Origin of the sequence: Oceanisphaera sp. (genome assembly GCF_048268965.1) — a bacterium.
In the GTDB taxonomy this organism is placed as follows: Bacteria; Pseudomonadota; Gammaproteobacteria; order Enterobacterales; family Aeromonadaceae; genus Oceanimonas.
Window position 1 is genome coordinate 1 of sequence record NZ_JBLWUK010000019.1, and the last position, 24636, is coordinate 24636.

The window sequence follows — 24636 nt, forward strand, 5'->3', positions numbered from 1 at the left end:
CCCTTAGTTCAGTCGGTAGAACGCCGGACTGTTAATCCGTATGTCGCTGGTTCAAGTCCAGCAGGGGGAGCCAATTTCTACCTGGTAATACAGGTGATAGTTTTAAACCATTCCCCCTTAGTTCAGTCGGTAGAACGCCGGACTGTTAATCCGTATGTCGCTGGTTCAAGTCCAGCAGGGGGAGCCAATTTTCTTGCCTTCTCGAGCATCCTTGCTCACTATAATGCCCCATATATCGAACCTGGCTGCTCTATCAGCTAACTCTGTCGTCTAACCTCCCCGATTTAACAAGGATTGTGACTATGCGGGAAACTCGTCCCTTTGGTCAGGCTCTACTGTTGTCCGGTTTTATCATGCTGCTATGCAGCATTCTTCTCCCCTGGTGGGCCAGCTATCATAAACTGGATCAACAAGCAGAGTTTGTGGCCAGTCACCTCGCCCGCATTGTGGCAAGCCAACAGGATACCCTGCCCCTGACCGGTATCGCCGAATTGTCTACCGAGCGTCCGCTTGCCAGCCAGCACCCGGCCTGGTGGTTTGGGCAGCCTGCGGCCAATCAACAGCAAACCATTGATAATATGCCGGTGTTTTATCGGCTCGACAGTCAGATGGCGACTCGTCAATGGCTGCGGACCAGCCTGCCCCTGTCGTTGTCGATTCTGGTACTGTTTGCTGTTTTGTATTGGCGCTGGCACCGAAGAGAGCAAGCGCTCAACCGCTACTTGCACTCCTTGTTAACCGGCCCTGAAAAAGCAACACCGGGGCGTCAACATCCCCTTGCACAAGGTATTATCAACCTGCATCAGAGCTATAGCAGTCAGCTGGAACAGCTGCAGCAACAACTCAGCACCGCGCAGGACCAAAGCTACCAGGACAGCCTGACCAAGCTCGGCAACCGCTTTGCCTTTAACCGGGATCTCAAGGTCATACTCGACGATGAAAATCAGTTGGCAACCGCCACCCTGATGATAGTTCGCGCCGATGCACTGCCAGAAATCAACACCGCACTCGGCTTTCAGACAGGCGATCAGTATCTGCAAGACATCGTCAAACTGGTACGCAAAACCATTCAGTCGGAGCTGGGAGCCCATGCCTACCGTATCAGCGGTACCGAAATTGCCGTGCTGACCAAGGGCCAGTGTGAGCCCCTTGCCCAGCGACTGGGTACCCTGCTGAGTCAAGAGCTGCATCACTATCAGCATGTACATGAACTCAGTTGCGCCGCCTATATCGGATTCACCCAAATATTACCCGGGCAATCGGCAGAGCAGGTGCTCATTCGGGCCGATTTGGCGCTGGCTCAGGCGGAACAGGAAGCGCCCAATAGCTGGAGTATGGTGCTCAAGCAGAATGACGATGAAAACATGGGGGAGAACCAGTGGCGCCAACGTCTGCAGAGCATGCTGAGCACCAACCATATTCTGTTGCAGGTTCAGCCGGTACAGGTTTACAAGCCGGCCATGCTGGGCTACAACGAAATTTACACGCGTTTCCCCAATGACAAGGGCGGCATCTATCAGGCCGGCACCGTGTTTGCCATGTTGCAGCGTTTGGGCATGTCGATGCTGTTTGAACAAAAGATCATCGAGATGATTTTGCAGCACATAGAAAGCAAGCCCTTATCCGGCCAGCGCTGGGCCATCAACCTGACCCCCGCCAGCCTGCAACAAAGATCCTTCCTGATCTGGCTGGAGCGTATTCTGACGCACAACCGCGACATCACTTCAAAACTGGTCTTCGAGCTGGATGAGCAGGTGCTACAGCATCAGCTGGTGGCCGGTAAGCGCCTGCTCGATATCATCCGCCGCTGTGGGGCGCGGTTTGCCATCAGCCGGTTTGGCCATGGTTATGGCTCTTTTCGGCTGTTAAAAGAAGTGAAGCCCGACTACATCAAGCTCGATGGCCAGCTGGTCAGGCAACTAAAACAAGACAGCACCAACCAGCAGTTTGTACGCATGATAGTGGATCTGGCCCAACGCCTGGGCTGCTATGTGATTGCCGAAGGCGTGGAAACCCAGGAGCAAAAACAGCTATTGGAGTCGATGCATATCGATGGCGTACAAGGCTACCTGATTGCCAAGCCCAGTGACTTCGACAGCTTTACAGGCCTGATGACTTAAGGCGGATCAGTTGATTGATCAGCTCACCCAAATGACGGTAGCGCTTGAGCTCATCGGGGTTATAGTGCGTCGACATGATGGCCGGGCTGTGCCGATACTTGAGGTAGCGCATAATTTGCAAGCGATTGAAACCACCGACCCGATAGACTAAATCCAGCAGATTTTTAACCTGTTCCGAGTCCAGTCCACAAAGCTCGGTGTAGCCCGAGTCGAGTGGGCTGTAAATATCCACTTCAACTTCAGCCAGGTGACCCGCCTCCTGCAGGTATTCCAGCCACTGTTCCACATACATGGGTTTGGTACCGGCCAGGAGTTCAAAAAAGCCCTGCCCCGAGCGACACTCCGTCAGCAGCAGTACCGCCAGTTTATCGTTATCGCAGATAAAGGTCGTTGCGCCCTGTTCACTCCAGTCGAGTGCCTGCAAACGAATTTCGGCCTGGCCACCTTCTGAGCCTCGTACCTTGAAAATAAACACGCTACCTCTCCTGTTGATTAGGGGGTTGTTGTTCTTTCCCGTCGAAAGGTCATAGCCCCCGGGGCTTATCTTGTCGCAATCTCTATCATGGGTCAAAACCGGGCTTCACAGTTCCCGGTTATGGGTGTAAGGTTGGGCCAAAATTGTTCCCGTCGCTAGAGAGTTAGGAGTCATTGTCATGCCCAATAAGGAAGTGACCTATAGTATTTCTGAGTTGGCCCATGAGTTTGAGATCACTCCCCGCACGCTACGCCACTACGAAGAGTTGGGTCTGCTGGCTCCCAGGCGCAAAGGCAATACCCGCATTTACAGCCATAAAGACAGATTCAGACTGGCACTGACCATCAGAGGCAAACGACTGGGTTTCAGCCTGGCAGAAATGCGCGAGCTGTTCGAACTCTACGATGCCGAGCACCGCTCCCGGCCTCAGTTGCATTCCATGATCGCCATGATTGCAGAAAAGCGCGCCAGCCTGCGCCAGCAACAAGAAGATATCGCCAAGGTACTGGCCGAACTGGACGCCGCCGACATCATGGCCCGCGACACCCTGGAAAAGATAAAACACCACTAATTGAAACGTGAGGCGTTAAACGTGAGGCGAGAGGATCCCCTCACGCCTCACCATTCACCCATCACCGTTTTTTCTAGCAGCTGATGCTGGCCAGTTTGTCGAAGTAATCAGGAAAGGTCTTGGACGTGCATTTGGGATCCAGGATCACCACGGGGGTATCGCTTAACGCGACCAGCGAAAAGCACATGGCGATGCGATGATCGTTATAGGTGGCAATCTCGGCTTCCTGTAATTGTGCAGCCGGTGTCACCACCAGATAGTCTTCCCCTTCTTCCACCTCAACCCCCAGCTTGGTCAACTCGGTGGCCATGGCATAGAGGCGATCGGTTTCCTTTACTCGCCAGTTGTAGATATTGCGAATGCGGGTGGTGCCGCTGGCAAACAGCGCCGTGGTCGCTATGGTCATGGCCGCATCGGGAATATGGTTCATGTCCAGATCTACCGCTTGCAGTGGTGCTACGTGCTCGGCCTCAATAAAGTCATCACCCCAGGTGATCTTGGCTCCCATGGCTTCCAGCACGTCGGCAAAGCGAATATCGCCCTGAATACTGTTACGCCCAATACCCGTGACGCGCACCTTGCCCTTGATGGCCCCGGCTGCCAGAAAATAGGACGCCGATGACGCATCACCCTCTACCAAAAACTGGCCCGGCGACACATAAGTCTGGTTACCATTGATATAGAAGGTCTGGTAGTTGTCGTGCTCCAGCTCAACCCCGAACTGCCTCATGGTGTGCAGCGTAATATCGATATAGGGCTTGGAAACCAGCTCCCCCTTGATGTGGATCCGGGTATCGCCGGAGGCCATGGGTGCGGCCATCAGCAAGGCGGTCAAGAACTGGCTGGAAACAGAGCCATCAACGTGAATGTCACCGCCCCACAGCCCCTTGCCATTAATGAACACGGGGGGAAAACCATCGTTCTTGAGATAACTGACATCGGCGCCGGCTTCACGCAAGGCTTCGACCAAATGGCCGATGGGGCGTTCCCACATGCGTGGCTCGCCGGTCAAGGTAAACTCCCCGGTTCCCAGACAAAGGGCGGCGCACAAGGGGCGCATGGCCGTACCGGCATTTCCCAGAAACAAGGAAACCGGCTCGGCGGCACTAAACGCACGGCCCAGACCGTGGACCACACATTCGGTTTTATCGTCCGACAGCTCATATTGCACACCCAACGTCTTGAGTGCATCCAGCATGTAGCGAATATCATCGCTGTCGAGCAGGTTGGTCAGGCGAGTCGTACCCTGAGCCTGGGCGGCCAGCAACAGTGCTCGGTTAGAGAGCGACTTGGAGCCAGGCAGGTTCACAGTGCCCTCCACCCGGGCGATAGGAGATAATTTAAGGCTTTCCATAATATTCCTAGAGGTAAGGATAAACAAAACTGAGCTGCCTAGACGTTAACAGGGGCAAGGCGTCTGGGCAAGCTCACGACCTTGTGCAGGTCGCTTTACGCCAATATCCTGGCCAGTGCATCGAGGCAACGCTGGTTTTCATGCTCAAGACCGATGCTGATGCGCAAACAGTGTGGCAGTCCATAACCGGCGATGGGCCGCACTATGACCCCCTCGCGCAGCAGGGCTTCATAGACAGGCGTTGCATCCCGCTGCAGATCCAGGGTGATAAAGTTGCCTCTGGATTTCACGTAGCGCAATCCCTGCTGTTCAAAGAAGTGCTCGTAACGCGCCATTTCACGCTGGTTTAATGCCACCGCTTCAGACAGATAGGCTTCATCGCCCAATGCCGCTTCCGCCGCCGCCAGCGCCAGGCTGTTGCAGTTAAAGGGTTCGCGAACCCGATTCAGTACACCGATCAGCTCGGGGTGCGCCACCATGTAGCCCACGCGCAGCCCCGCCAGACCATAGGCCTTGGAAAAGGTACGCGACACTATCAGGTTGGGATATTGCGCCAGCCAGTCGATGGACGGATGCCGTTCGTCTTCGGCCACATACTCGGTGTAGGCCTCGTCCAGAATCACCAGCACCTGCTCCGGTACCTTGGCCAGAAACGCCGCCAACTCGGTCTTGGTCAAAAAGGTGCCGGTCGGGTTGTTGGGGTTGGTAATGCACACCAGCTTGGTCTGGTCGGTAATGGCCGCCGCCATCGCGTCCAGATCATGCCCGAAATCTTTAGCCGGCACTTCAACCGCCTGGGCACCGTGGGCCTGAGTCGCCATGGCGTACACAATAAAGGTGTACTGGGAAAATACCACCTGCTGACCCGCCGCCACAAAGGTGTGAAACACCAGATCGATCAGTTCGTTGGAGCCGTTGCCCAGCACCAGCTGCTCGGTACTCACTCCCAGCTTGTCGGCCAGCGCCGACTTTAACGCAAAGCCATTGGCATCCGGATAACGCGCCAGCTCGGGCAAGGCCCTTTCTATCGCGTCCCTGGCCTTGGGGCTCAGCCCCATGGGGTTTTCGTTAGAGGCCAGCTTGACGCTGTTACTGATGCCGAGTTCACGCTCCAGCTCTTCTACCGGCTTGCCCGGCTGATAAGGATGTAACTTCTCTACCCCGGCATTGGCCAGGGCTAAATAATCAATACTCACGATAGCTCCTTTACATTCTCAAGACCAGGTGATGAGTGAGGGAGAAACATTGTTTACCCCAGACCTTAAAGACCAAGAACTTTCTCAGCCACGGAATACACGGAACCACACGGAAAAATCAAGACCAAAGACACGCACCATCCTTTGTAGGGTCGAATTCATTCGACCAGACAGGAAGACGTGGCCTTAAAACGGTCGAATGAATTCGACCCTACCACAGGTTTACTTCTGTCCTTTCTCAAGCAATGGGGGATGGTGCTTGTCGCTCTTCCGTGGTTGCCGTGCTTCTTGTTACAAAGAGTCGTGGCAAAAATAGTTTTAGACTTGGGGAGGATCTCGTTCTCTACCCTTCACCCCTCACGCACTCTTATCGCTACTTTAAGCGTGTTGCTTGGCAAACTTGTCCATGAAGTCGACCAGTGCCTGCACCCCTTCAATGGGCATGGCGTTATAGATACTGGCGCGCATGCCACCCACAATGCGATGGCCCTTCAGCGCCAGCAGTCCCTCGGCCTTGGCTTGTGCCAAAAAGGCTTCGTTCAGGCTCTCGTCTTTCAGCTGAAACGGAATATTCATCCAGGAGCGCGCTTGTGGATGCACATTGTTGCTGTAGAAATCGCTGGCATCCACATAGTTGTACAGCAACTCGGCCTTGGCCTGGTTGCGCTTGCCCATGGCGTCCAGACCGCCTTCCCGCTTCAGCCACTTGAACACCAAGCCGGCCAGATACCAGGCATAGGTCGGCGGCGTATTCAGCATGGAGTCGGCCTTGGCCATGGCGGCATAGTCCATGATGGCCGGCGTTTGCGGGCAGGCCTGATCAAGCAGGTCTTCACGCACTATCACCACCGCCAGGCCAGATGGCCCTATGTTCTTTTGTGCGCCCGCATAAATCAGACCAAACTTGGTCACATCGATCGGCCGCGACAAGATAGTCGATGACATATCGGCAACCAGGGGAACATCGCCGGTCTCCGGTATAAAGGAGTACTCCACACCTTCAACGGTTTCATTGATACAGTAATGCACATAAGCCGCTTCGGGGTCGAGATCCCACTCGGTTGCCAGCGCCCGCGGGCCCTGTTCCGAGGCGGCGGCAAAGCCGTCCAATACCCGTACCGAGCCTACTTTCTCTGCTTCGGCAATGGCGGATTTAGACCACTGACCGGTGACAATATAATCGGCCCGGGCATTTTTCCCCATCAGGTTAAACGCCAACGCCGCAAACTGGCCCCGGCCACCGCCTTGCAAAAACAGCACCTTGTAATTGTCCGGGATCTGCATTAAATCGCGCAAATCCTGCTCGGCTTCTGCGGCCACGGCAATATAATCACTGCTGCGGTGACTCAGCTCCATGACCGACACACCCAGGTCATTAAAGTTACAAAACTCGGCCTGTGCCTGCTGCATGACGTCAACCGGCAACATGGCCGGACCAGCACTGAAGTTATACATCTTCTTCATTTCCCTGCGTTACCCTGTTTGCTACATAATGATAAAACGCCCGCCGAGTACCAGTGACCGGCAAGGGCGTTCTGGAATTCACAACCTGCATCATCCGACTCACCATCATAATGACATGATCGTTTTACACCGCCAGATGGCTAAATTAAAGGGATTTTATCGCTTGAATACCAGATGAACAAAAGGGGCCACCAGGGCCCCTTGTTTTCAACTGTCATTACTGTTCTGGTTCTGGCTGCTCATTGTCGCTGCCCTCGCCGTCTTGCTCGGCGGCTTCGGCACCGGTTTGCTCAATGGCTGTTTCCCCATCTTCGCTATCCAGTAACTCGTCGTCTTCTTCGGGCTCTTCAATGCGCTGCAAGCCCACCACCTGTTCGCCTTCTCCGGTACGGATCAAACGCACACCGGCGGTGTTACGGCCAATGAGGCTCACTTCCTGCACGCGGGTGCGCACCAGAATGCCACCATTGGTGATCAGCATAATCTCGTGCGTATCGTCGACCTGAATCGCTCCCACGACGGCACCGTTACGCTCGCCCACTTTTATGGACACCACACCCATGGTGCCACGACTCCGGGTTGGGTACTCTTCTAACGCCGTGCGCTTGCCATAACCGTTGGCGGTCACCGTCAGAATCGGACCTTCGCCGCGCGGTATAATCAAGGACACCACTTTATCTTCGGCGCCCAGGCGTATACCCCGTACCCCGGCGGCAGTACGACCCATGGGGCGTACCCCCTTGAACGGTCTGCTTTCGCCGGCGTCTGCCTCTTCATGATCGGTTGCATCGGACTCAAGGTCTTCGGCGTCATCATGGCCGCTGCCTTCGGCAAAGCGAACCACTTTACCGGCATCGGAGAACAGCATGATTTCGTTGCTGCCATCGGTAATGTCCACGCCAATCAACTCATCGCCTTCGCGCAGGTTAATGGCGCGGATGCCCGAGGCCAGAGGACGACGGAAGGCCGACAGGCTGGTCTTCTTCACGGTGCCATCGGCAGTGGCAAAGAACACATACTTATCGTCGCAGTATTCCTGCACCGGCAAAATGGCGGTAATACGCTCATCTTCGTCCAAGGGCAACAGGTTGACGATAGGACGGCCACGGGCAGCCCGGCTGGCTTCAGGCAACTGGTAGACCTTGAGCCAGTACACCTTGCCGGCAGTAGAGAAGCACAGAATGGTGTCGTGCGTGTTGGCGACCAGCAAACGTTCGACGAAGTCTTCTTCTTTCATCTTGGTAGCCGATTTACCACGGCCACCACGGCGCTGGGCTTCGTAGTCGGTCAGGGGCTGATACTTCACATAGCCCTGATGGGACAGCGTGACCACGACATCTTCCTGGGTGATCAAATCTTCGATGTTGATCTCGGAACTGGAGTTGGTGATCTCGGTGCGACGGGCATCGCCATACTGGGTTTTAATCAGCTCCAGCTCTTCGCGGATCACTTCCATCAAGCGTTCCGGGTTGTTCAGAATATAAAGCAGCTCGGCAATCAAGGTGAGCAGGTTTTTATATTCTTCCAGGATTTTCTCGTGCTCAAGACCGGTCAAACGGTGCAGACGCAAGTCCAGAATCGCCTGGGCCTGCTGTTCGGTCAGGTAATACATACCTTCACGAATACCGAATTCCGGCTCCAGCCACTCGGGACGGGCGGCATCGTCACCGGCCTGTTCCAGCATGCTGGCCACATTCCCCAGCTGCCAGCCTTGACTGATCAGGCCGGCTTTGGCTTCGGCCGCCGTCGCCGAGGCGCGGATCAGCTCGATAATGGGGTCGATATTGGCCAGTGCAATCGCCAGACCTTCCAGAATGTGGGCACGGTCACGGGCCTTGCGCAATTCAAAGATGGTGCGGCGCGTCACCACTTCACGTCTGTGCTGAATAAAGCACTTCAGCATGTCTTTCAGATTAAAAATGCGGGGCTGATTGTTATCCAGCGCCACCATATTGATGCCGAACACGTTTTGCATCTGGGTTTGTGAATAGAGGTTGTTCAAAATCACCTCACCCACTTCACCGCGGCGTACTTCAATCACAATGCGCATGCCGTCTTTGTCGGACTCATCACGCAGGGCAGTAATGCCCTCGATGCGCTTTTCTTTTACCAGATCGGCGATTTTTTCAATCAAACGCGCCTTGTTTACCTGATAAGGCAGCTCGGACACGATAATGGTCTCGCGGCCGGTTTTTTCATCGGTTTGCACTTCGGCCACGGCACGCACATAGATTTTGCCACGGCCGGTGCGATAGGCATCAATAATGCCGGACTTGCCGTTGATGATACCGCCGGTAGGGAAGTCGGGACCCGGGATCAGCTCGATCAACTGCTCGATGGTGATGTCTTCGTCTTCGATCAACGCCAGACAACCGTCGACCACTTCATTCAGGTTATGGGGCGGTATATTGGTCGCCATGCCCACGGCGATGCCTGACGAGCCGTTCACCAGCAGGTTGGGCACCTTGGTCGGCATCACGGCCGGTATCATCTCGGTGCCATCGTAGTTAGGCACCCAGTCGACGGTTTCTTTGTCCAGATCGGCCAGCAGTTCGTGGGAGATTCTGTCCATACGTATTTCGGTATAACGCATGGCAGCGGCGGAGTCGCCATCTACCGAGCCGAAGTTACCCTGGCCATCGACCAGGGTATAACGCATGGAAAATTCCTGTGCCATACGCACTATGGTGTCGTAAACCGCACTGTCTCCGTGCGGGTGATACTTACCTATTACATCACCCACCACACGGGCCGATTTCTTGTAAGCTTTGTTCCAGTCGTTGCCAAGTTCGTTCATGGCGAACAGCACGCGGCGGTGCACTGGTTTCAAACCATCTCGTACATCGGGCAGCGCACGTCCTACGATTACGCTCATGGCGTAATCCAGATAGGAGCGTTTCAGCTCGTCCTCAATGTTTATCGGCATGATTTCTCGGGCCAGATCGGTCATAGCAAGTCTTGTCCCCAGTTTATTGTTGGTATCGCAATAAAAAACGCATCATTCTACCATACAAATGCGCGCAGGGAGCACTGAAGCTGGCAGTGAATAGCTGCTTGGCTATAATGGCCACACTCACTTTTCATTTAACTAGCAATTAAGGCGCAGTCCGTGAATGTAGACCAACAGGAAATCGAGAAATTTGACGCCATGGCCTCCCGCTGGTGGGACCTAGACGGCGACTTCAAGCCACTGCATCGGCTCAACCCCTTGCGCCTTGGCTGGATTGCCGATAAGGCCGACGGCCTGTTTGGCAAGCACATTATCGACATTGGCTGTGGCGGCGGCATTTTAAGCGAAAGCATGGCCCGCGATGGCGCCGAGGTGATCGGCGTCGACATGGGCCGGGAGCCGCTGGCCGTGGCGCGCCTGCACGCGCTGGAAGCCGGGGTCAGTGTCAATTACCGCCAGGGAACGGCAGAGCAGGTAGCCGAGGAGCAACCCGGGCAATTTGACGTGGTGACCTGCATGGAAATGCTCGAGCATGTGCCCAGCCCGACGTCCGTGGTGCAGGCCTGTGCGCAGCTGGCCAAACCCGGGGCGACCCTGGTGTTTTCCACCATCAACCGCAACCCCAAAGCCTGGCTGATGATGATAGCGGCGGCCGAGCACCTCTTTAAAATGGTACCCAAGGGCACCCACGACCATAAAAAATTCATTACTCCCGCCGAGTTGTGTCGCTACATAGAGCAGGCAGGCCTGGTGGTAAAAGACATCAGTGGCGTTGTGTATCAACCATTAACCGGTGACTTCAAACTCAGTACGGACGCCGACGTCAATTATATGGTGCATGCCATCAAACCGGAGTAAACCATGACCTTGAGAGCCGTGTTGTTTGATTTGGATGGCACCCTGCTGGACACCGCAGGCGACATGGGCGCCGCCGCCAATCACGTGATTGCTAGTTTGGGCTTGCCGACGCTGTCTGAATCCGTGCTACAATGCACCACGTCAGACGGCTCTTATGCCCTGCTCAGGGCCGGTATTCACGCCGAATTAATTGAACAGCACGGCCTGGAGCAGTTACGCCGGCAGATGCTGGGCTTTTACGGTGACAACCTGTTCCATCACACCCGCCCCTACGACGGCGTGCCCGCCTTGCTGGACTGGCTCAACTTCAGTGGTATTCCCTGGGGTATCGTCACCAACAAGCCGGCGGCCCTGACCCAGCCCCTGCTGGCCGGGTTACCGCTGTTTGCCCGTTGCGGCGTCACTGTCAGTGCCGATACCCTGGCGCAGAAAAAGCCCCACCCTGCTCCCTTGCTGTTTGCCGCCGAGCAACTGGCCGTGGCACCCCAGCATTGCGTTTATGTCGGTGATCACAAGCGCGACATAGAGGCAGGTCGTGCCGCCGGCATGACCACAGTCGCCGCTACCTGGGGCTATATTTCGGCGGGAGAAGACCCCGCACAGTGGCAGGCGGACCATCAAATCAACACGGCTTCTACCTTGCACGACTGGCTGAAAGACACAATTGAAGCCAAACGCTGAAAGAACCAACAGGATCGCCAATTCTCCCTTTTTGCAAGGCAATTATTTTTAAAAATGTTTAGCGCCGAGCAGAAAAACAGCAGCCATTCGCTAACGCCAGACCGCCCAAGGGGTAGGCGTTAGCGAGTACAAACCAATTGCCGACTAATCACAGATTATCCACAGACCAGCGGCTTGACCGCAACTTGAGAATTAACACGCAACACTCTATATTGTGTCGCCTATCCACTACAGCAACTATATGTTGTGCTTTCTTCGGCAATCTACCACACTATATGGGATGATAGGTGGCACGCTCACGTTTGCCCGAAGTCGATGCAACACTACGGGAGAAGGTCTGTTTCATGAATAAAAATCTGCTGGTCACCAAGCGTTCAGGCGCGAAGGAACATCTTGATCTGGATAAGATCCACCGTGTGCTCGATTGGGCGGCCGAAGGCCTGGATAACGTCTCGGTGTCCCAGGTTGAACTGCGTTCACACATCCAGTTTTATGAAGGTATCCGTACCGAAGATATTCATGAAACCATCATCAAGGCCGCAGCCGACTTGATCTCGGAAGAGACCCCGGACTATCAATATCTGGCCGCCCGTCTTGCGATGTTCCACCTGCGCAAGAAAGCCTATGGCCGTTTTACGCCACCGCACCTTTACGACCATGTCGCCCGCCTGAGCGAGCTGGGTAAATACGACCAGCATATTCTGGCCGACTACAGCCGTGAAGAATTCAATGCCATGAATGACCACATCGTTCATGATCGCGACCTCACCTTCTCTTATGCGGCAGTCAAGCAGCTCGAAGGCAAATACCTGGTGCAAAACCGGGTCAACGGCGACATTTATGAAAGCCCGCAGTTCCTGTACATGCTGGTGGCGGCGTGCCTGTTCTCCAAATATCCCAAAGACACCCGTCTCGATTACGTGACCCGTTTCTATGATGCAGTGTCCCAGTTCAAGGTGTCTCTGCCCACGCCGATTATGGCCGGCGTACGCACCCCGACACGTCAGTTCAGCTCTTGCGTCCTCATTGAGTGTGGCGACAGCCTGGACTCCATCAACGCCACTTCCAGCGCCATCGTGCGTTATGTTTCCCAGCGTGCCGGCATTGGCATCAACGCGGGTCGCATTCGTGCTCTGGGTAGCCCGATCCGTGGCGGTGAAGCATTTCACACCGGCTGTATTCCGTTTTACAAGCATTTTCAAACGGCCGTTAAATGCTGCTCTCAGGGCGGCGTGCGTGGCGGTGCAGCCACCTTGTTTTACCCCATGTGGCACCTGGAAGTAGAGTCGCTGCTGGTACTGAAAAACAACCGCGGCGTAGAAGAAAACCGCGTGCGGCACATGGACTATGGCGTGCAAATCAACCGCCTTATGTATCAGCGCCTGATCAAGGGTGGCGACATTACCCTGTTCTCGCCCTCCGACGTACCCGGCCTGTACGATGCCTTCTTTGAAGATCAGGCCAAATTTGAAGAGCTGTACGTCAAGTACGAGCAGGACGACAGCATTCGCAAACGCACCATCAAGGCACTCGAGCTGTTCTCGCTGATGATGCAAGAGCGCGCCGGCACCGGTCGTATCTACATTCAGCACGTCGACCACTGCAACACCCACAGCCCGTTTGACCCAAGCGTAGCGCCGGTACGCCAGAGCAACCTGTGTCTGGAAATTGCCCTGCCCACCAAGCCGCTGACCGATGTTAACGACGAGGAAGGTGAAATTGCGCTGTGTACTTTATCGGCCTTTAACCTGGGTGCCATTAATGATCTGAGCGAGCTGGAAGAGCTGGCCGAGCTGGCCGTGCGTGCGCTCGATGCCCTGCTCGACTATCAGGACTACCCCTTGCTGGCGGCGAAGAATGGTTCCATGAACCGTCGTACTCTGGGTATTGGCGTGATCAACTATGCCTATTACCTCGCCAAACACGGCGTAAAATACTCCGACGGCAGCGCCCTGGGCCTGACCCACAAGACCTTTGAAGCCATTCAGTATTACCTGCTGAAAGCCTCGGTGAAACTGGCGCAGGAATTTGGCCCCTGCCCGGCCTTTGGCGACACCACTTACGCCCAGGGTATTCTGCCCATCGACACCTATAAAAAGGATCTCGATGCACTGTGCCAAGAGCCACTGCACCTGGACTGGGAAAGCCTGCGTGAGCAAATCAAGACCGTGGGTCTGCGTAACAGCACCCTGACGGCCCTGATGCCATCAGAAACCTCCAGCCAGATTTCCAATGCCACCAACGGCATTGAGCCACCTCGTGGTCTGGTTTCGGTGAAAGCGTCCAAAGACGGTATCCTGAAGCAGGTGGTGCCCGACTACGCCGAGTTGAAAAATCAATACGAACTCTTGTGGCAAATGCCGTCTAACGATGGCTACCTGCAACTGGTGGGCATCATGCAGAAGTTTGTTGATCAGGCCATTTCTGCCAACACCAACTACGATCCCTCACGCTATGACGGTGGTCGTGTACCCATGAAGCAGCTGCTGAAAGACCTGCTCACCGCCTATAAGTTTGGCCTGAAAACGCTGTATTACCATAACACTCGTGATGGTGCAGCCGACGCGCAAAACGATATGCAGGAAGACGATTGCGCCGGTGGCGCCTGCAAAATTTAACAATTGTGCCGACGGCATCTGCAAAATATAACTAATGATGGCGAGGTTCTCCTCGCCCTTATGCGTGGAATAGATAAATGTCTTACACTACTTTCAGTCAAGTTCAGAACGACGCCATGAAAGAGCCGATGTTTCTCGGAAACTCGGTCAACGTGGCGCGTTACGATCAACAAAAATACGATATCTTTGAAAAGCTGATCGAAAAGCAGCTGTCTTTCTTCTGGCGTCCGGAAGAAGTGGACGTGTCTCAGGATCGCATCGATTACCAGGCGCTGCCCGAGCACGAGAAGCACATTTTTATCAGCAACCTGAAGTATCAGACGCTGCTCGACTCCATTCAGGGCCGCAGTCCTAACGTGGCATTTTTACCCTTGGTATCGATCCCCGAGTTGGAAACCTGGATTGAAACCTGGTCATTTTCCGAGACCATTCATTCACGCTCTTACACTCATATTATTCGTAATATCGTGAGCGATCCGGGTGTGGTTTTTGACGATATTGTGGCCAATGAAGAGATTCTAAAGCGCGCCGGCGATATTGCCGGTTATTACGATGAGCTGATCCGCTACACCAGCCTCTACCATTTATATGGCGAAGGTAAGCTTGAATATAAAGGCCAGTCACTGGATATCAGCCGCTATGAGCTGAAGAAAAAGCTCTATCTCTGCATCATGAGCGTGAACGTGCTGGAAGCCATTCGCTTCTATGTCAGCTTCGCCTGCTCCTTTGCCTTTGCCGAGCGCGAGCTGATGGAAGGCAACGCCAAGATCATCAAGCTGATTGCCCGCGACGAAGCCTTGCACCTGACCAGTACTCAGCACATGATCAATATCTTGCGTGCCGGGGACGACGACCCAGAAATGGCGCAGATCGCCAAAGAGTGCGAACAGCAGTGTTTTGAACTGTTCCGTGATGCGGCGATTCAGGAAAAAGAGTGGGCAGAATACCTGTTTAAAGACGGCTCCATGATCGGCCTGAACAAGGACATTCTGTGCCAGTACGTGGAGTACATCACCAACCTGCGCATGCAGGCCATTGGCCTGTCGCCGGCCTTTGACAATGCCAAGCAAAACCCGATTCCCTGGATTAATGCCTGGTTATCATCAGACAATGTGCAGGTAGCCCCCCAGGAGGTTGAAGTCAGTTCGTATCTGGTAGGCCAAATTGATTCGCAGATGAATCATGATGACCTGGGTGACTTCGAACTGTGAGCCGCGTCTGTACCCAGGCGTTACGCTTTGAGCTTCGAGCAGGAGAAACCCTGCTCGAAGGGCTGGAGCGTACCGGTCACAGGGTAGAGTATCAGTGTCGCAGTGGCTACTGCGGCGCCTGCCGCATCCCTCTTGTGGCAGGTGAAGTCCGCTATCAAAGCCCCCCGCTCGCCTTTATTGCCGCCGGCGAGATCCTCCCCTGCTGCTGCCGCCCCCAGGGTGAAGTGGTACTGGATGTAGACGCCGAATTGCTCAAGCAGCAGGCTTGACGTCGTGAGGCGTAAGACGTAAAGGGTGAGTTCACTCTATACAACAAGGGTTAGCAGCTTAACGCCGCTAACCCTTTTTGTTGCCTGTGATGTGGGATCACACCAAGAGTATTACTCGCTCAAAACATTCAGATTTTCGTCCTGAAGCCGCACGACTCGCCAGTTATGTTGGGAACATGGCACCGGGCTTTTCCGTCTGGCCACAGTCGTGTTATGTTCGGACTCGCCATACTCACGGTTTGACAAGATAAAACGAGCCCCGTTAGCAAACGGCCGCCGGATATATTAAGGAAAATAACAATGCGCAACCCATTTCGTTCACTTCGCCGTACGCTTGGTGTGTCGGCGGCGACGCTGGCACTCGCCAGCGCTGTTTTCTCCGCTCATGCCGACACCCGCGTGACCTATAAATCGGCCTCGGCCGGTACCGCCTATTATCAGATGGGCGTAGAGCTCTCGGAAGCCATCCGTCAGGGTACGGATGACGCCATTATTCTGACCCTTGAAGAGAGTCAGGGTTCGGTACAAAACGTGATGGAAGTGATGGCTCGCCAGGGTAACTATGTATTTACCACGCCGCCCGCCCTGGTTAATCAAGCCATGGCCGGAGAAGGCGCCTTTGCCAAGCGCCAGCACCCGCGTTTTCAAGAAATTCGTGGTTTGTTCCCGATTCCCTCTATTACCATGCACTTTGTGTTGGCGGGTGACGAAGGTGTGACCGATATCAGCGCACTGGAAGGTAAGCATTTATTGATTGGCCGAGGCAGCTTTGGCGCCCGTGAAGCCGCTCGCTACCTGACACTGTTTGGCCTGGAAGACAGCGTGAAAATTGCCGATGCTGCCATTGGCAGTGGTCCCGACGCACTCAAAAACGGCCAGGTGGACGGCTTTGCAACTGCCAGCTCCTTCCCCTCGCCCAATGTCATTGAAACGGCCGCCAGCATGCCGGTGACCCTGATCAGCCTGACCGATGAGCAAATAGAACAGACAGGCGCGCCACGGCAAACCATTCCGGGTGGCACCTATCCCGGTGTTGCAGAAGACGTAGAAACCACCTCGCTTCCTGTCATTGCCTACACCACAACGTCTATGGAGGATGACACCGCCTATACGCTGACCAAAACCTTTTGGGAGCGTCGCGATGCCATGGCAGAAGAGGCCGCATGGTGGAGCAGCATTACCCCTGGCATGCTGACAAACATGACCGGCAAGCTACACCCGGGCGCGCTGCGTTATTACGAAGAAGCGGGCTTTGTGGTGCCTGACACCCTGCGATAATCCTTTTCGTTCCGCTGTTCACAGCCACGGCGCCAGCGCCGTGGCTGTGCTGTATTGATAGGTAATTTAGCATGCGTGTTTCTACTTCGTCGCCAGCGGCGACCCCTGCGGATGATGACTCGATAGCCTTTGGCTGGATCGCGTTAGGGGCGACCAGTGTCGTGTTTCATCTTGGATTAATCTTTTATGGCTTGACGCCTGCGCTCGTCAGTCGACCACTGCACATGGCGTTGTTGCTGCCCTGGATACTGGTCTACATGGCCAACACACCGGCACAACGAATAAGTGGTTGCCTGCTGACGGTGCTGGGCATTGCCGCCTGTGGCTATATTGCCGTTAACGAGTCTGCTCTGGCTGATCAGTACGGCTTTATTGATACCCACCTGCAGATGGCGATAGGCCTGTTTTTAATCGCCCTGGCGCTTGAGGCGGCACGCCGGGCGATTGGCTGGCCATTGCCGCTGGTGGCCCTGCTTGCCTTGATGTATGGCGCTTTTGGTCAATACATTCCGGGGACCTTTGGTCACCCGGGGCTGCCGCTGCCAAGCATGATCGGCACCCTGACCATTGCCGAAGGCGGGCTATGGGGGTCACTGACCGGCGTCAGTGTCAGCGTGGTCGCCATTTTTGTGATTTTCGGTGCCGTACTGAATGCCGGTGAAGCAGGCCAGGGCTTTATGAACCTGGCCAGCGCGGTCGCGGGTCGGCTCACGGGGGGAGCGGCCAAGGTGGCGGTGATTTCCTCTGCGCTCATGGGATCTATATCCGGCTCGGCATCGGCCAATGTGGCCTCCACCGGGGCCATCACAATTCCCTCAATGGTACGCCTGCGTTACCCGCGCTCGCTGGCCGGCGCGGTGGAAGCGGTTGCCTCCTCCGGTGGGCAAATCATGCCACCGCTGATGGGCGCGGGCGCCTTCGTCATGGTGGAGCTCACGGGCACACCCTATACGCAGATTATGGCGGCAGCCATGCTGCCGGCCGTGCTCTACTTTTTGACGGTTTGGGTAGGTATTAATGCCTATGCGACCCGCCATGATCTCAAGCCCCTGGACGAAAGCGAGCGTCCCGGCGGGAAAGAGGTATTGATTACCTCGCTGTTTTTCGCCATCCCGTTCGTGCTGCTGCTGGAGCGTATTTTTAACGGCGGTTATACCCCTCAGTACGCTGCCAGCATTGCGATTTTTGCCGGTATGGCGCTGCTGATCTTTGATGTGACGCTGCGCGTTTCGCTGTCCGGCTTTGCCAGGCGTTTATCGGAAGCCGCGGTGACCGCCGGGCGTCAAATTGCCGTGATTGGTGCCATCATCCTCTGTGCGTCACTGGTGGTCGGCGTGCTGTCGTTGACCGGATTAGGCGTCAAGATTACCTCGGGTATTCTTTCGCTCTCCAACGACATGCTCTGGCCTGCGCTGCTGCTCACGGCATTGGCCTGCTTGATTCTGGGTATGGAGGTACCGACCACCGCCGCCTATGTCATCTGCGTTTCTGTTGCTGGGCCCGCGTTGATCTCCCTGGGGCTGGAGCCACTGCTCGCGCACCTGTTCGTCTTCTGGTATGCGCTACTCTCTACCATCACACCGCCGGTGTGCGGCGGGGTATTTATCGCCGCGGGCATGGTGGGAGAGAACTGGCTGAAAGTGGCGCTCAAGGCCATGGCGTTAGGCATAGGGCTGTATATTATCCCCCTGGCGATGGTCGCCAACCCTGACATGATCCAGCTGGCCTTTAATCCTTCAGGCGCCCTGCTGGGTGCGCTGAAAGTGGCGGTTGGCCTGGGTGCTATCTCTTACGGTGTGATTGCACGTAAAGCCCTGTGGCAACGAGGCGCACTGATTGCGGCTGGCGGCATACTGATCTTCGTGATTTAAACCTGTGCATCCAACCGCAGTGGTGAAGAGGCCGGCAACGGCTGGGTAGCAAACATCACCCAGGTATCCAGCGCAGGCCCCAGTGACTGTAGCAAACGCAACTGCTCGGGGGCCTGCTCTATTACCTCTTCGGCGCAAATGCCCGCCTCAAAACGCCCCGCCAGCAGCCCGTCTGCCACCGCCACTATGGTAGGGACATCAATGGTCTTGTATTCCGTCAGGTCGGTGTAGTAGCGTGTTGCTGGCTGAATCGCCACCTGAGTGGGCCGGGCAATGGCGCGTTGTGCAACCAGGGCGAGTGGCTTGCTGCCCGCAATAAAAGTATCCACCGGGTAAGCTCTATGCATATAGCGACCAACGCAATCGCCATGGGTGGCATGGGCGCTACACTGCAACACGTGACTGACTTGCCCACTCATCAATGCCTGAAACGCCTCGTCGAACTCGGTGAATAGCACCAGGCTGCCCTCGCCCGAACAGCGCATTTCAAGATAACGCCTGGCAATCATTTCGTGGTTGCTACCACTGGGCCCTAAGGTCGCAATTTTCACGGCGCTCCTTATCAATCAACAGTTGGCTTAAAACAATAAGTTATCACGTATAACTGATGTGGGCTCTGGGCTAGACAGTCTGCCTTTAAAGACCAAACCACCTTTGCCACGGAATCCACTGAACCCACGGAAAGATAGACATCAAGACAAGACGCTATGAGCCAAGCCACAATACTCAATCCCTCAGGGCTCGGGTGTGTTGCTGGTCCTCTTTACTCTTTACGCATCACCCTTCACGTGTTTTTGCGCAAATACTCGTTCAACAGCCGTACGTTGCGCACGTTAGCCTTGAAGGCAAAGTCGAACAGATCGCCGAAGAGGGGGATAATGCCCACCACCAGCTCGATCAGCACATTCATCGCCATCCGTGCCAATACCCGCAACGGCAACTTTAACCGGGCCGCTTCCACCACTATGTACGACGATAACGCGGCACCTATCAGATCGCCAATGCCGGGAACCAGCCCGATAATGCCATCCAGCCCGACTCTAAAGCCGCCAGGTAACCTAACGGCGCTGTCGAGTATCCAGGCCACACGCTCCAGGCGCTTGCTGGCCGCCGCCTGGCTATAATGTGTCGTCTTGGCGTTCAATACAGTGCGCTCAATTTTTTACACTCGACTCTTTGCATCAACATACCGGCTCATTTTTTGGCTATCACCCACACGGCATGCACGATACCCGGAATATAGCCCAGTAACGTCAGCAGAATATTGATCCAGAAATGCTTGCCGATCCCGACCTGCAGAAACACCCCCAGCGGCGGCAACAGTATGGCAATAATGATCCGAATAAAGTCCATAACAAGCTCCTGTGATACTGGTATCAGGCCAATCAACCCTAGGGTCAACAGACCCTAGATAACGGTAGCAGATAACCGGGCCCTTATTTGTACATCGGCTGTGAGTGCGTCATGGTTTATCCGATGGCGCTAAAGGAAATCGGTGCCAGCTCAAGCGACCATTCTGCTCGAAGGATTTTTCTCGCTCGCACACAAACAGTTGCTTGCCCATTTCTATTACCGCGCCTTTCGAATAACGCTGATCGGCATAAAAGCACACCGGCTCCAATTCCGCGTTCAGGTTCAACTCGAGTGCCGGCTGCGTACTAATGGTATTGGCCGCCACCGAGGTCGAGCAAATCAGTAAAAATCCAACCCGAGCTCTCATCATGATACCCTTTCTCTTTACCTGTCAGTAACCCCATGGTAACACCCTGTCAGGTACATAAAACAAGGTTTGATAATGACAACACCCTATTGGCTGCTACTGGTACTCATACTAATCCCGCCACTCTTCATCAACCCTGCCCATTCGGCGGAAACAACCGCCATTGCCGCGCCGGCGACGGGCAGCCAGCCAATCGATTACCAGCGCGATATCAAACCGGTTTTTGAACAAAAATGCATTGCCTGCCATGCCTGTTATGACTCCCCCTGCCAGCTGAAGCTATCCAGTCATCAAGGTGTGCTCCGTGGCGCCAGCAAGGCCCCCGTATATGACGGCACTCGTACCAGAGACGCCCAACCCAGCCGCTTGCATGTGGACGCTCATCACGAGTCGGACTGGCGCCAGCGCGGCTTTTTCAGTGTGCTCGACAGCCAGGATGACCAAGCCGCCATCATGATGCGCATGCTGGCACTGGGCCGCCAGACAACCTGGGGCAACAACGAACGGCTGCCGGATGAACTGGACCTCTCCCTTCACCGCGCCAATCAATGCAGCCGACCGGATGAGTTTGATCTGTATGCCCGTCAGCATCCGCAGGCAGGCATGCCCTTTGCCGTGACCGGGTTAACCGACGAAGAATATCAAACCGTGAGCGACTGGATAGCCCAGGGCGCCCCGGTACCCGAACAAACCCTGACCTTGTCGCCGGCTCTGCAGCAGGCGGTCAACCAATGGGAAAGCTGGTTAAACCGCGACAGTGACCGCTATCAGCTGGTGGCGCGCTATCTGTATGAGCACTGGTTTTTAGCACACCTTTATTTCACCGAGCAAAATGACAGCGAACAGCAGGTGTTTTTTGAGCTGGTGCGCTCTCGCACCCCTGCCGGCCAGCCCGTTGAGGTGATTGCCACCACCCGGCCTACCGACAACCCAGGTGGCACCTTCTATTATCGGTTACGGCCACGGCTGGACAGCCGCGTACACAAGACCCACATTATCTATCCCCTGAATAGCGACAAGATGCAGCGTCTGAACCAGCTGTTTTTTGCCGACGACTGGGTCATTAACAAAATGCCCGGTTACGACACCGATTACGCCGCCAATCCGTTTTTTACTTATGCCGCCATTCCGGCCCGCGCCCGCTATCAGTTTTTGCTGGATGACGCCGAGTACTTTGTACGCTCATTTATACGCGGCCCGGTTTGCCGCGGACAGATTGCCACCGATGTGATCCGGGATCAGTTCTGGGTGGCGTTTCAGGCACCAGAGCACGATCTCTTCGTGACCGACGCCAGCCATCAGACCCGGGTGAGAGACTGGCTCACCCTGCCCGGCCTTAATTCCGATCTGCTCAGTCTGGGCCCGGACTGGATTTCTTATCGCAGTGCTCGCAACAGCTATTTAAAACATCGCCAGCTTGCCTACGCCAGCCAGTACCCGGAAGGCCCGGATCTCACTCACCTGTGGGATGGAGAAGGTCATAACCAGCAGGCCTTGCTCACGGTCTTTCGCCACCACGACAGCGCCAGTGTGGTCAAGGGCTGGCAAGGCAGTACACCGACCACCATGTGGGTGATGGACTATCCGCTGCTGGAGCGCACCTATTATGCGCTGGTTGCCAACTTCAATGTCTATGGCAGCGTTGCGCATCAGGCGAAAACCCGGCTCTACTTCGATCTGATCCGCAACGGTGCCGAAGCCAACTTGCTGCGCTTTTTACCGGCCGAGCAACGCAACCCGTTATTGCATCGCTGGTATGACAACAGTGCCCGCATCAAGCTCTTTACCAGTTATGCCGACGTAGATGAAACCACACCCAGCCGCATCAAGGTCAACGCCCGCCAGCCATTGACCGACTTCAGCCAGCAGGTGCTGGCCAAGCTGGCTCCCGTCGCCGGCCCCCAGGATATGCTCAATCGTTGTCGACAAGCCGATTGTGCAAGCTACAAAAACGCAGCCAGCCCCCCTCAGCCATCAGAGGCCGTTCTCTATCAGTTAAAACGATTGACCGGCGTGACCGCAAGCCAGCTGCCCGCCATCAAGTGGTTGCCGGATGTCACCTTGCTGCGCATAGAAAATGGAGAACAACGGCAGGTTTACAGCCTGATCCACAACCGGGATCACAGTAACGTCGCCTTCATGCTGGGGGAGGATCTGCGCCTTCGCCCCGAGAATGACACCTTGACCGTGCTGCCAGGGGTGGTCGGTAGCTACCCCAACTTCATCTTCAACGTTACCCGGCAACAGTTACCCGACTTTATGACTGCCTTGATTACCCTGCAACGGCCTGAGGAACTTCATGGCCTGGCAGATCACTTTGGCATTCGCCGCACCCATCCGGATTTCTGGTTTTATTTTCACGACATGCATCATTACCTGCAAGAAAACACGCCGCTGGAAGCGGGTTTACTGGATATGAATCGCTACCTTAATTTATAAGCGGCTTATTTATAAATAAATAGTACCGCTAACCGCCAAACACCCCTACCAAGCCAAGGAGTTGCTTTCCTCCCAGGCTTGGGCTAGGGTATTTGAACGGCTTGAAATTGGTTTACGCGATTAACTGCTTACATAAAAGCGCTGCTTACAGAGAGGGTTTATGTATAAGTATCAACGCCTTGATTCACCCTCACCTTTAGTTCAATGCAAGCCAACAACATTTATCTGACCGCCTTCTTCTTTATGTAGTTCTGTTTTTTGTGCGAAGCAAAGGAGATGTAACCTTGAAGTGTTTGCCTGCCGTGACCTGATTTAAACTGCCACAGTTTAAATGAATGAAAAAGTCGATTATGTAAGCCTGAGTGAAAAGAAAACGGCACTTTTCCGAGGGTTGTTCATTAAGGAGCTTGATCATGAGTAAGGAAAAAGTAAAAAAGAAAGCAGAGAAATCACTGAAAGAAAAGCGTCAGGAAAAACGCGATAAGCGCAAGAATACCGAGTAATTCCGAGGTCGGCCGTCAGGCCAACCGGTTCGCCGACACAGGAGCCAGTGTCTGCGAGCTGAAGTAGTAGTATGAATAACAAGCACGATCCAATTGGGCGCCTCTCGGCGCCCTTTTTTACGCTGCCGTCTGTTGGCTACGGGTAATGCTGTCGGAAACAGTACAGACTTATTCTGTTGCCGCCGTGGTAACCATGCCAGCCAGTGCCTTTTCTATTTTCGCTATCACGGCTTCGCAGCCGGCAATCTCATGCCTTTGCTCCAGATATCTGGGGTTGTTATAGGATATCCAGACCTTGTTCTCTTCGTCTTGCCAGATCAGGGCTTTTTGCGGCAAGTCGATGGCAACACTCTGCTGACATTGCATCAGCGGACTGCCTACCTTGGGATTACCAAAGAGCAGCAGCTCGGTATCTCGCAGCTCTATGTCGACATTAGCCGCCCCCTGAGCATGATTGATCCGGTTAAAAACCGTCATCCCCTTTTCTTGCAACGTGGTTTCCAGCCGGTCTGCGGTTTCTTGAACATTAAACGCACTTTCAATATTGATCATGCCGTCGCCTGCCTGGGCAGAGGCAGCAGTAAACAACATCAACAAAGCAGTAAAAATAGCCGTTCTCATCAACTTCTCCTCGAATGGAACCAAAGCATACTCACGCTCACCATGCTGTGTTGAGTCTAGACGGTCAAGTCTTGAAGCAGTCACCACAAATCAGCACTTTGCTAAATGAGAGTTCAGAGGCAACAAGCTAACCTCCTCCGACGCGCTAAACCGCATCCCTGCGACGCTCAGCACATGACGTCCTTGTCATGTGATGGTCGGCTGAGCTTATCCTCGTCGCCGCTTCTTAACCTCGGAGCCGTCGGCCGAGACACTACAAGTGCTGTTCTACCCAGCCTTGCGATGCTCAAAGGATTGACCAGAATAATGATCAACGCCTTATAACCCCCCTCATTTTAATAGCAGATCGCGCCATGTTAGCTTCATAACCTAAATATTCACTACCCCCGAAACCCGCTGACCGTGCGACTAACGCAATGATAAAAGGGCGTATCTTC

The 24636-nt window shown here is 54.7% G+C and carries 20 protein-coding genes and 1 tRNA gene; 11 read left to right on the plus strand and 10 right to left on the minus strand.

The genetic code is table 11. From position 1 onward, the window contains the following. Positions 1–111: 111 nt before the first annotated feature. Together ACN0VL_RS09825 and ACN0VL_RS09830 are read left to right on the plus strand one after the other, a co-directional pair. Positions 112–187: transfer RNA gene (locus ACN0VL_RS09825), tRNA-Asn, on the plus strand. Between the two features lie 115 nt (positions 188–302). Continuing rightward, entirely contained in the window at positions 303–2120 is a 1818-nt protein-coding gene (locus tag ACN0VL_RS09830; protein ID WP_417616875.1) for an EAL domain-containing protein, read from the plus strand. On the opposite strand, the gene ACN0VL_RS09835 is transcribed toward ACN0VL_RS09830, so the two are convergent. Next, a complete protein-coding gene (locus ACN0VL_RS09835) occupies positions 2101–2595 on the minus strand; it encodes a hypothetical protein (protein ID WP_417616877.1) in 495 nt (164 codons plus the stop codon). The two genes, ACN0VL_RS09830 and ACN0VL_RS09835, sit on opposite strands and share 20 nt — an antisense overlap. A gap of 178 nt (positions 2596–2773) precedes the next feature. On the opposite strand from ACN0VL_RS09835, the gene ACN0VL_RS09840 reads away from it, so the two are divergent. Further along, positions 2774–3166, plus strand: coding sequence for a MerR family transcriptional regulator (locus tag ACN0VL_RS09840; protein ID WP_417616879.1), 393 nt, complete (start codon positions 2774–2776; stop codon positions 3164–3166). A gap of 73 nt (positions 3167–3239) precedes the next feature. Here the strand turns inward: ACN0VL_RS09840 and aroA are convergent, their stop codons facing one another. The 4 genes from aroA to gyrA all read right to left on the minus strand — a co-directional run bounded on the left by aroA (position 3240) and on the right by gyrA (position 10130). After that, positions 3240–4520, minus strand: a complete 1281-nt coding sequence (gene aroA, locus ACN0VL_RS09845; RefSeq protein WP_417616881.1) for a 3-phosphoshikimate 1-carboxyvinyltransferase — start codon at positions 4518–4520, stop codon at positions 3240–3242. A 95-nt stretch (positions 4521–4615) separates the two neighbouring features. Beyond that, complete coding sequence (hisC, locus tag ACN0VL_RS09850; protein WP_417616882.1) at positions 4616–5716, minus strand: histidinol-phosphate transaminase; 1101 nt, start codon at positions 5714–5716, stop codon at positions 4616–4618. 378 nt (positions 5717–6094) lie between these two features. Further along, entirely contained in the window at positions 6095–7180 is a 1086-nt protein-coding gene (serC, locus tag ACN0VL_RS09855; protein WP_417616884.1) for a 3-phosphoserine/phosphohydroxythreonine transaminase, read from the minus strand. A gap of 217 nt (positions 7181–7397) precedes the next feature. Further along, complete coding sequence (gene gyrA, locus ACN0VL_RS09860; RefSeq protein ID WP_417616886.1) at positions 7398–10130, minus strand: DNA topoisomerase (ATP-hydrolyzing) subunit A; 2733 nt, start codon at positions 10128–10130, stop codon at positions 7398–7400. A gap of 159 nt (positions 10131–10289) precedes the next feature. Between gyrA and ubiG the strand changes: the two genes are divergently transcribed. The 7 genes from ubiG (at position 10290) to ACN0VL_RS09895 (ending at position 18916) form a co-directional block, all read left to right on the plus strand. Beyond that, the gene (gene ubiG / locus ACN0VL_RS09865; protein ID WP_417616888.1) at positions 10290–10988 is read left to right on the plus strand and encodes a bifunctional 2-polyprenyl-6-hydroxyphenol methylase/3-demethylubiquinol 3-O-methyltransferase UbiG; all 699 of its coding nucleotides are present in this window, start codon (positions 10290–10292) and stop codon (positions 10986–10988) included. A gap of 3 nt (positions 10989–10991) precedes the next feature. After that, complete coding sequence (locus tag ACN0VL_RS09870; RefSeq protein ID WP_417616890.1) at positions 10992–11669, plus strand: HAD family hydrolase; 678 nt, start codon at positions 10992–10994, stop codon at positions 11667–11669. A 344-nt stretch (positions 11670–12013) separates the two neighbouring features. After that, positions 12014–14287, plus strand: coding sequence for a class 1a ribonucleoside-diphosphate reductase subunit alpha (gene nrdA / locus ACN0VL_RS09875; protein WP_417616892.1), 2274 nt, complete (start codon positions 12014–12016; stop codon positions 14285–14287). 77 nt (positions 14288–14364) lie between these two features. Then, the gene (gene nrdB, locus ACN0VL_RS09880; protein WP_417616894.1) at positions 14365–15498 is read left to right on the plus strand and encodes a class Ia ribonucleoside-diphosphate reductase subunit beta; all 1134 of its coding nucleotides are present in this window, start codon (positions 14365–14367) and stop codon (positions 15496–15498) included. Next, complete coding sequence (gene yfaE / locus ACN0VL_RS09885) at positions 15495–15767, plus strand: class I ribonucleotide reductase maintenance protein YfaE (RefSeq protein WP_417616895.1); 273 nt, start codon at positions 15495–15497, stop codon at positions 15765–15767. The genes nrdB and yfaE overlap by 4 nt, the downstream gene beginning before the upstream one ends. Before the next feature lie 300 nt (positions 15768–16067). Then, positions 16068–17045: a TAXI family TRAP transporter solute-binding subunit gene (locus ACN0VL_RS09890; RefSeq protein WP_417616897.1), complete on the plus strand. Its 978-nt coding sequence runs from the start codon at positions 16068–16070 to the stop codon at positions 17043–17045. 71 nt (positions 17046–17116) lie between these two features. Continuing rightward, complete coding sequence (locus ACN0VL_RS09895) at positions 17117–18916, plus strand: TRAP transporter permease (protein WP_417616898.1); 1800 nt, start codon at positions 17117–17119, stop codon at positions 18914–18916. Here the strand turns inward: ACN0VL_RS09895 and ACN0VL_RS09900 are convergent. From ACN0VL_RS09900 to ACN0VL_RS09915, 4 genes are all read right to left on the minus strand, one after another. After that, complete coding sequence (locus ACN0VL_RS09900) at positions 18913–19467, minus strand: hypothetical protein (protein WP_417616900.1); 555 nt, start codon at positions 19465–19467, stop codon at positions 18913–18915. The genes ACN0VL_RS09895 and ACN0VL_RS09900 overlap by 4 nt on opposite strands. A gap of 233 nt (positions 19468–19700) precedes the next feature. Then, positions 19701–20060, minus strand: coding sequence for a DUF4112 domain-containing protein (locus ACN0VL_RS09905; RefSeq protein ID WP_417616902.1), 360 nt, complete (start codon positions 20058–20060; stop codon positions 19701–19703). Positions 20061–20110: 50 nt separating this feature from the next. Then, complete coding sequence (locus tag ACN0VL_RS09910) at positions 20111–20269, minus strand: YqaE/Pmp3 family membrane protein (RefSeq protein ID WP_104487697.1); 159 nt, start codon at positions 20267–20269, stop codon at positions 20111–20113. A gap of 109 nt (positions 20270–20378) precedes the next feature. Then, on the minus strand, positions 20379–20639 hold the full coding sequence (locus ACN0VL_RS09915) for a DUF1496 domain-containing protein (protein ID WP_417616904.1): 261 nt from the start codon (positions 20637–20639) through the stop codon (positions 20379–20381). Positions 20640–20711: 72 nt separating this feature from the next. Between ACN0VL_RS09915 and ACN0VL_RS09920 the strand changes: the two genes are divergently transcribed. Then, complete coding sequence (locus ACN0VL_RS09920) at positions 20712–23075, plus strand: fatty acid cis/trans isomerase (RefSeq protein WP_417616906.1); 2364 nt, start codon at positions 20712–20714, stop codon at positions 23073–23075. A gap of 671 nt (positions 23076–23746) precedes the next feature. Here the strand turns inward: ACN0VL_RS09920 and ACN0VL_RS09925 are convergent. Next, positions 23747–24199, minus strand: a complete 453-nt coding sequence (locus ACN0VL_RS09925) for a DUF302 domain-containing protein (protein WP_417616907.1) — start codon at positions 24197–24199, stop codon at positions 23747–23749. Positions 24200–24636 lie beyond the last annotated feature (437 nt).

What these genes read in the sequence shown, in the direction of transcription:
- nrdB (WP_417616894.1), top strand. Translation starts at nt 14,365, where the DNA reads ATGTCTTACACTACTTTCAGTCAAGTTCAGAACGACGCCATGAAAGAG.
- ACN0VL_RS09830 (WP_417616875.1), top strand. Translation starts at nt 303, where the DNA reads ATGCGGGAAACTCGTCCCTTTGGTCAGGCTCTACTGTTGTCCGGTTTT.
- ACN0VL_RS09910 (WP_104487697.1), bottom strand. Translation starts at nt 20,269, where the DNA reads ATGGACTTTATTCGGATCATTATTGCCATACTGTTGCCGCCGCTGGGG.
- nrdA (WP_417616892.1), top strand. Translation starts at nt 12,014, where the DNA reads ATGAATAAAAATCTGCTGGTCACCAAGCGTTCAGGCGCGAAGGAACAT.
- ACN0VL_RS09890 (WP_417616897.1), top strand. Translation starts at nt 16,068, where the DNA reads ATGCGCAACCCATTTCGTTCACTTCGCCGTACGCTTGGTGTGTCGGCG.
- gyrA (WP_417616886.1), bottom strand. Translation starts at nt 10,130, where the DNA reads ATGACCGATCTGGCCCGAGAAATCATGCCGATAAACATTGAGGACGAG.
- ACN0VL_RS09840 (WP_417616879.1), top strand. Translation starts at nt 2,774, where the DNA reads ATGCCCAATAAGGAAGTGACCTATAGTATTTCTGAGTTGGCCCATGAG.
- serC (WP_417616884.1), bottom strand. Translation starts at nt 7,180, where the DNA reads ATGAAGAAGATGTATAACTTCAGTGCTGGTCCGGCCATGTTGCCGGTT.
- ACN0VL_RS09870 (WP_417616890.1), top strand. Translation starts at nt 10,992, where the DNA reads ATGACCTTGAGAGCCGTGTTGTTTGATTTGGATGGCACCCTGCTGGAC.
- ACN0VL_RS09920 (WP_417616906.1), top strand. Translation starts at nt 20,712, where the DNA reads ATGACAACACCCTATTGGCTGCTACTGGTACTCATACTAATCCCGCCA.
- ACN0VL_RS09915 (WP_417616904.1), bottom strand. Translation starts at nt 20,639, where the DNA reads ATGATGAGAGCTCGGGTTGGATTTTTACTGATTTGCTCGACCTCGGTG.
- aroA (WP_417616881.1), bottom strand. Translation starts at nt 4,520, where the DNA reads ATGGAAAGCCTTAAATTATCTCCTATCGCCCGGGTGGAGGGCACTGTG.
- ACN0VL_RS09925 (WP_417616907.1), bottom strand. Translation starts at nt 24,199, where the DNA reads ATGAGAACGGCTATTTTTACTGCTTTGTTGATGTTGTTTACTGCTGCC.
- ACN0VL_RS09895 (WP_417616898.1), top strand. Translation starts at nt 17,117, where the DNA reads ATGCGTGTTTCTACTTCGTCGCCAGCGGCGACCCCTGCGGATGATGAC.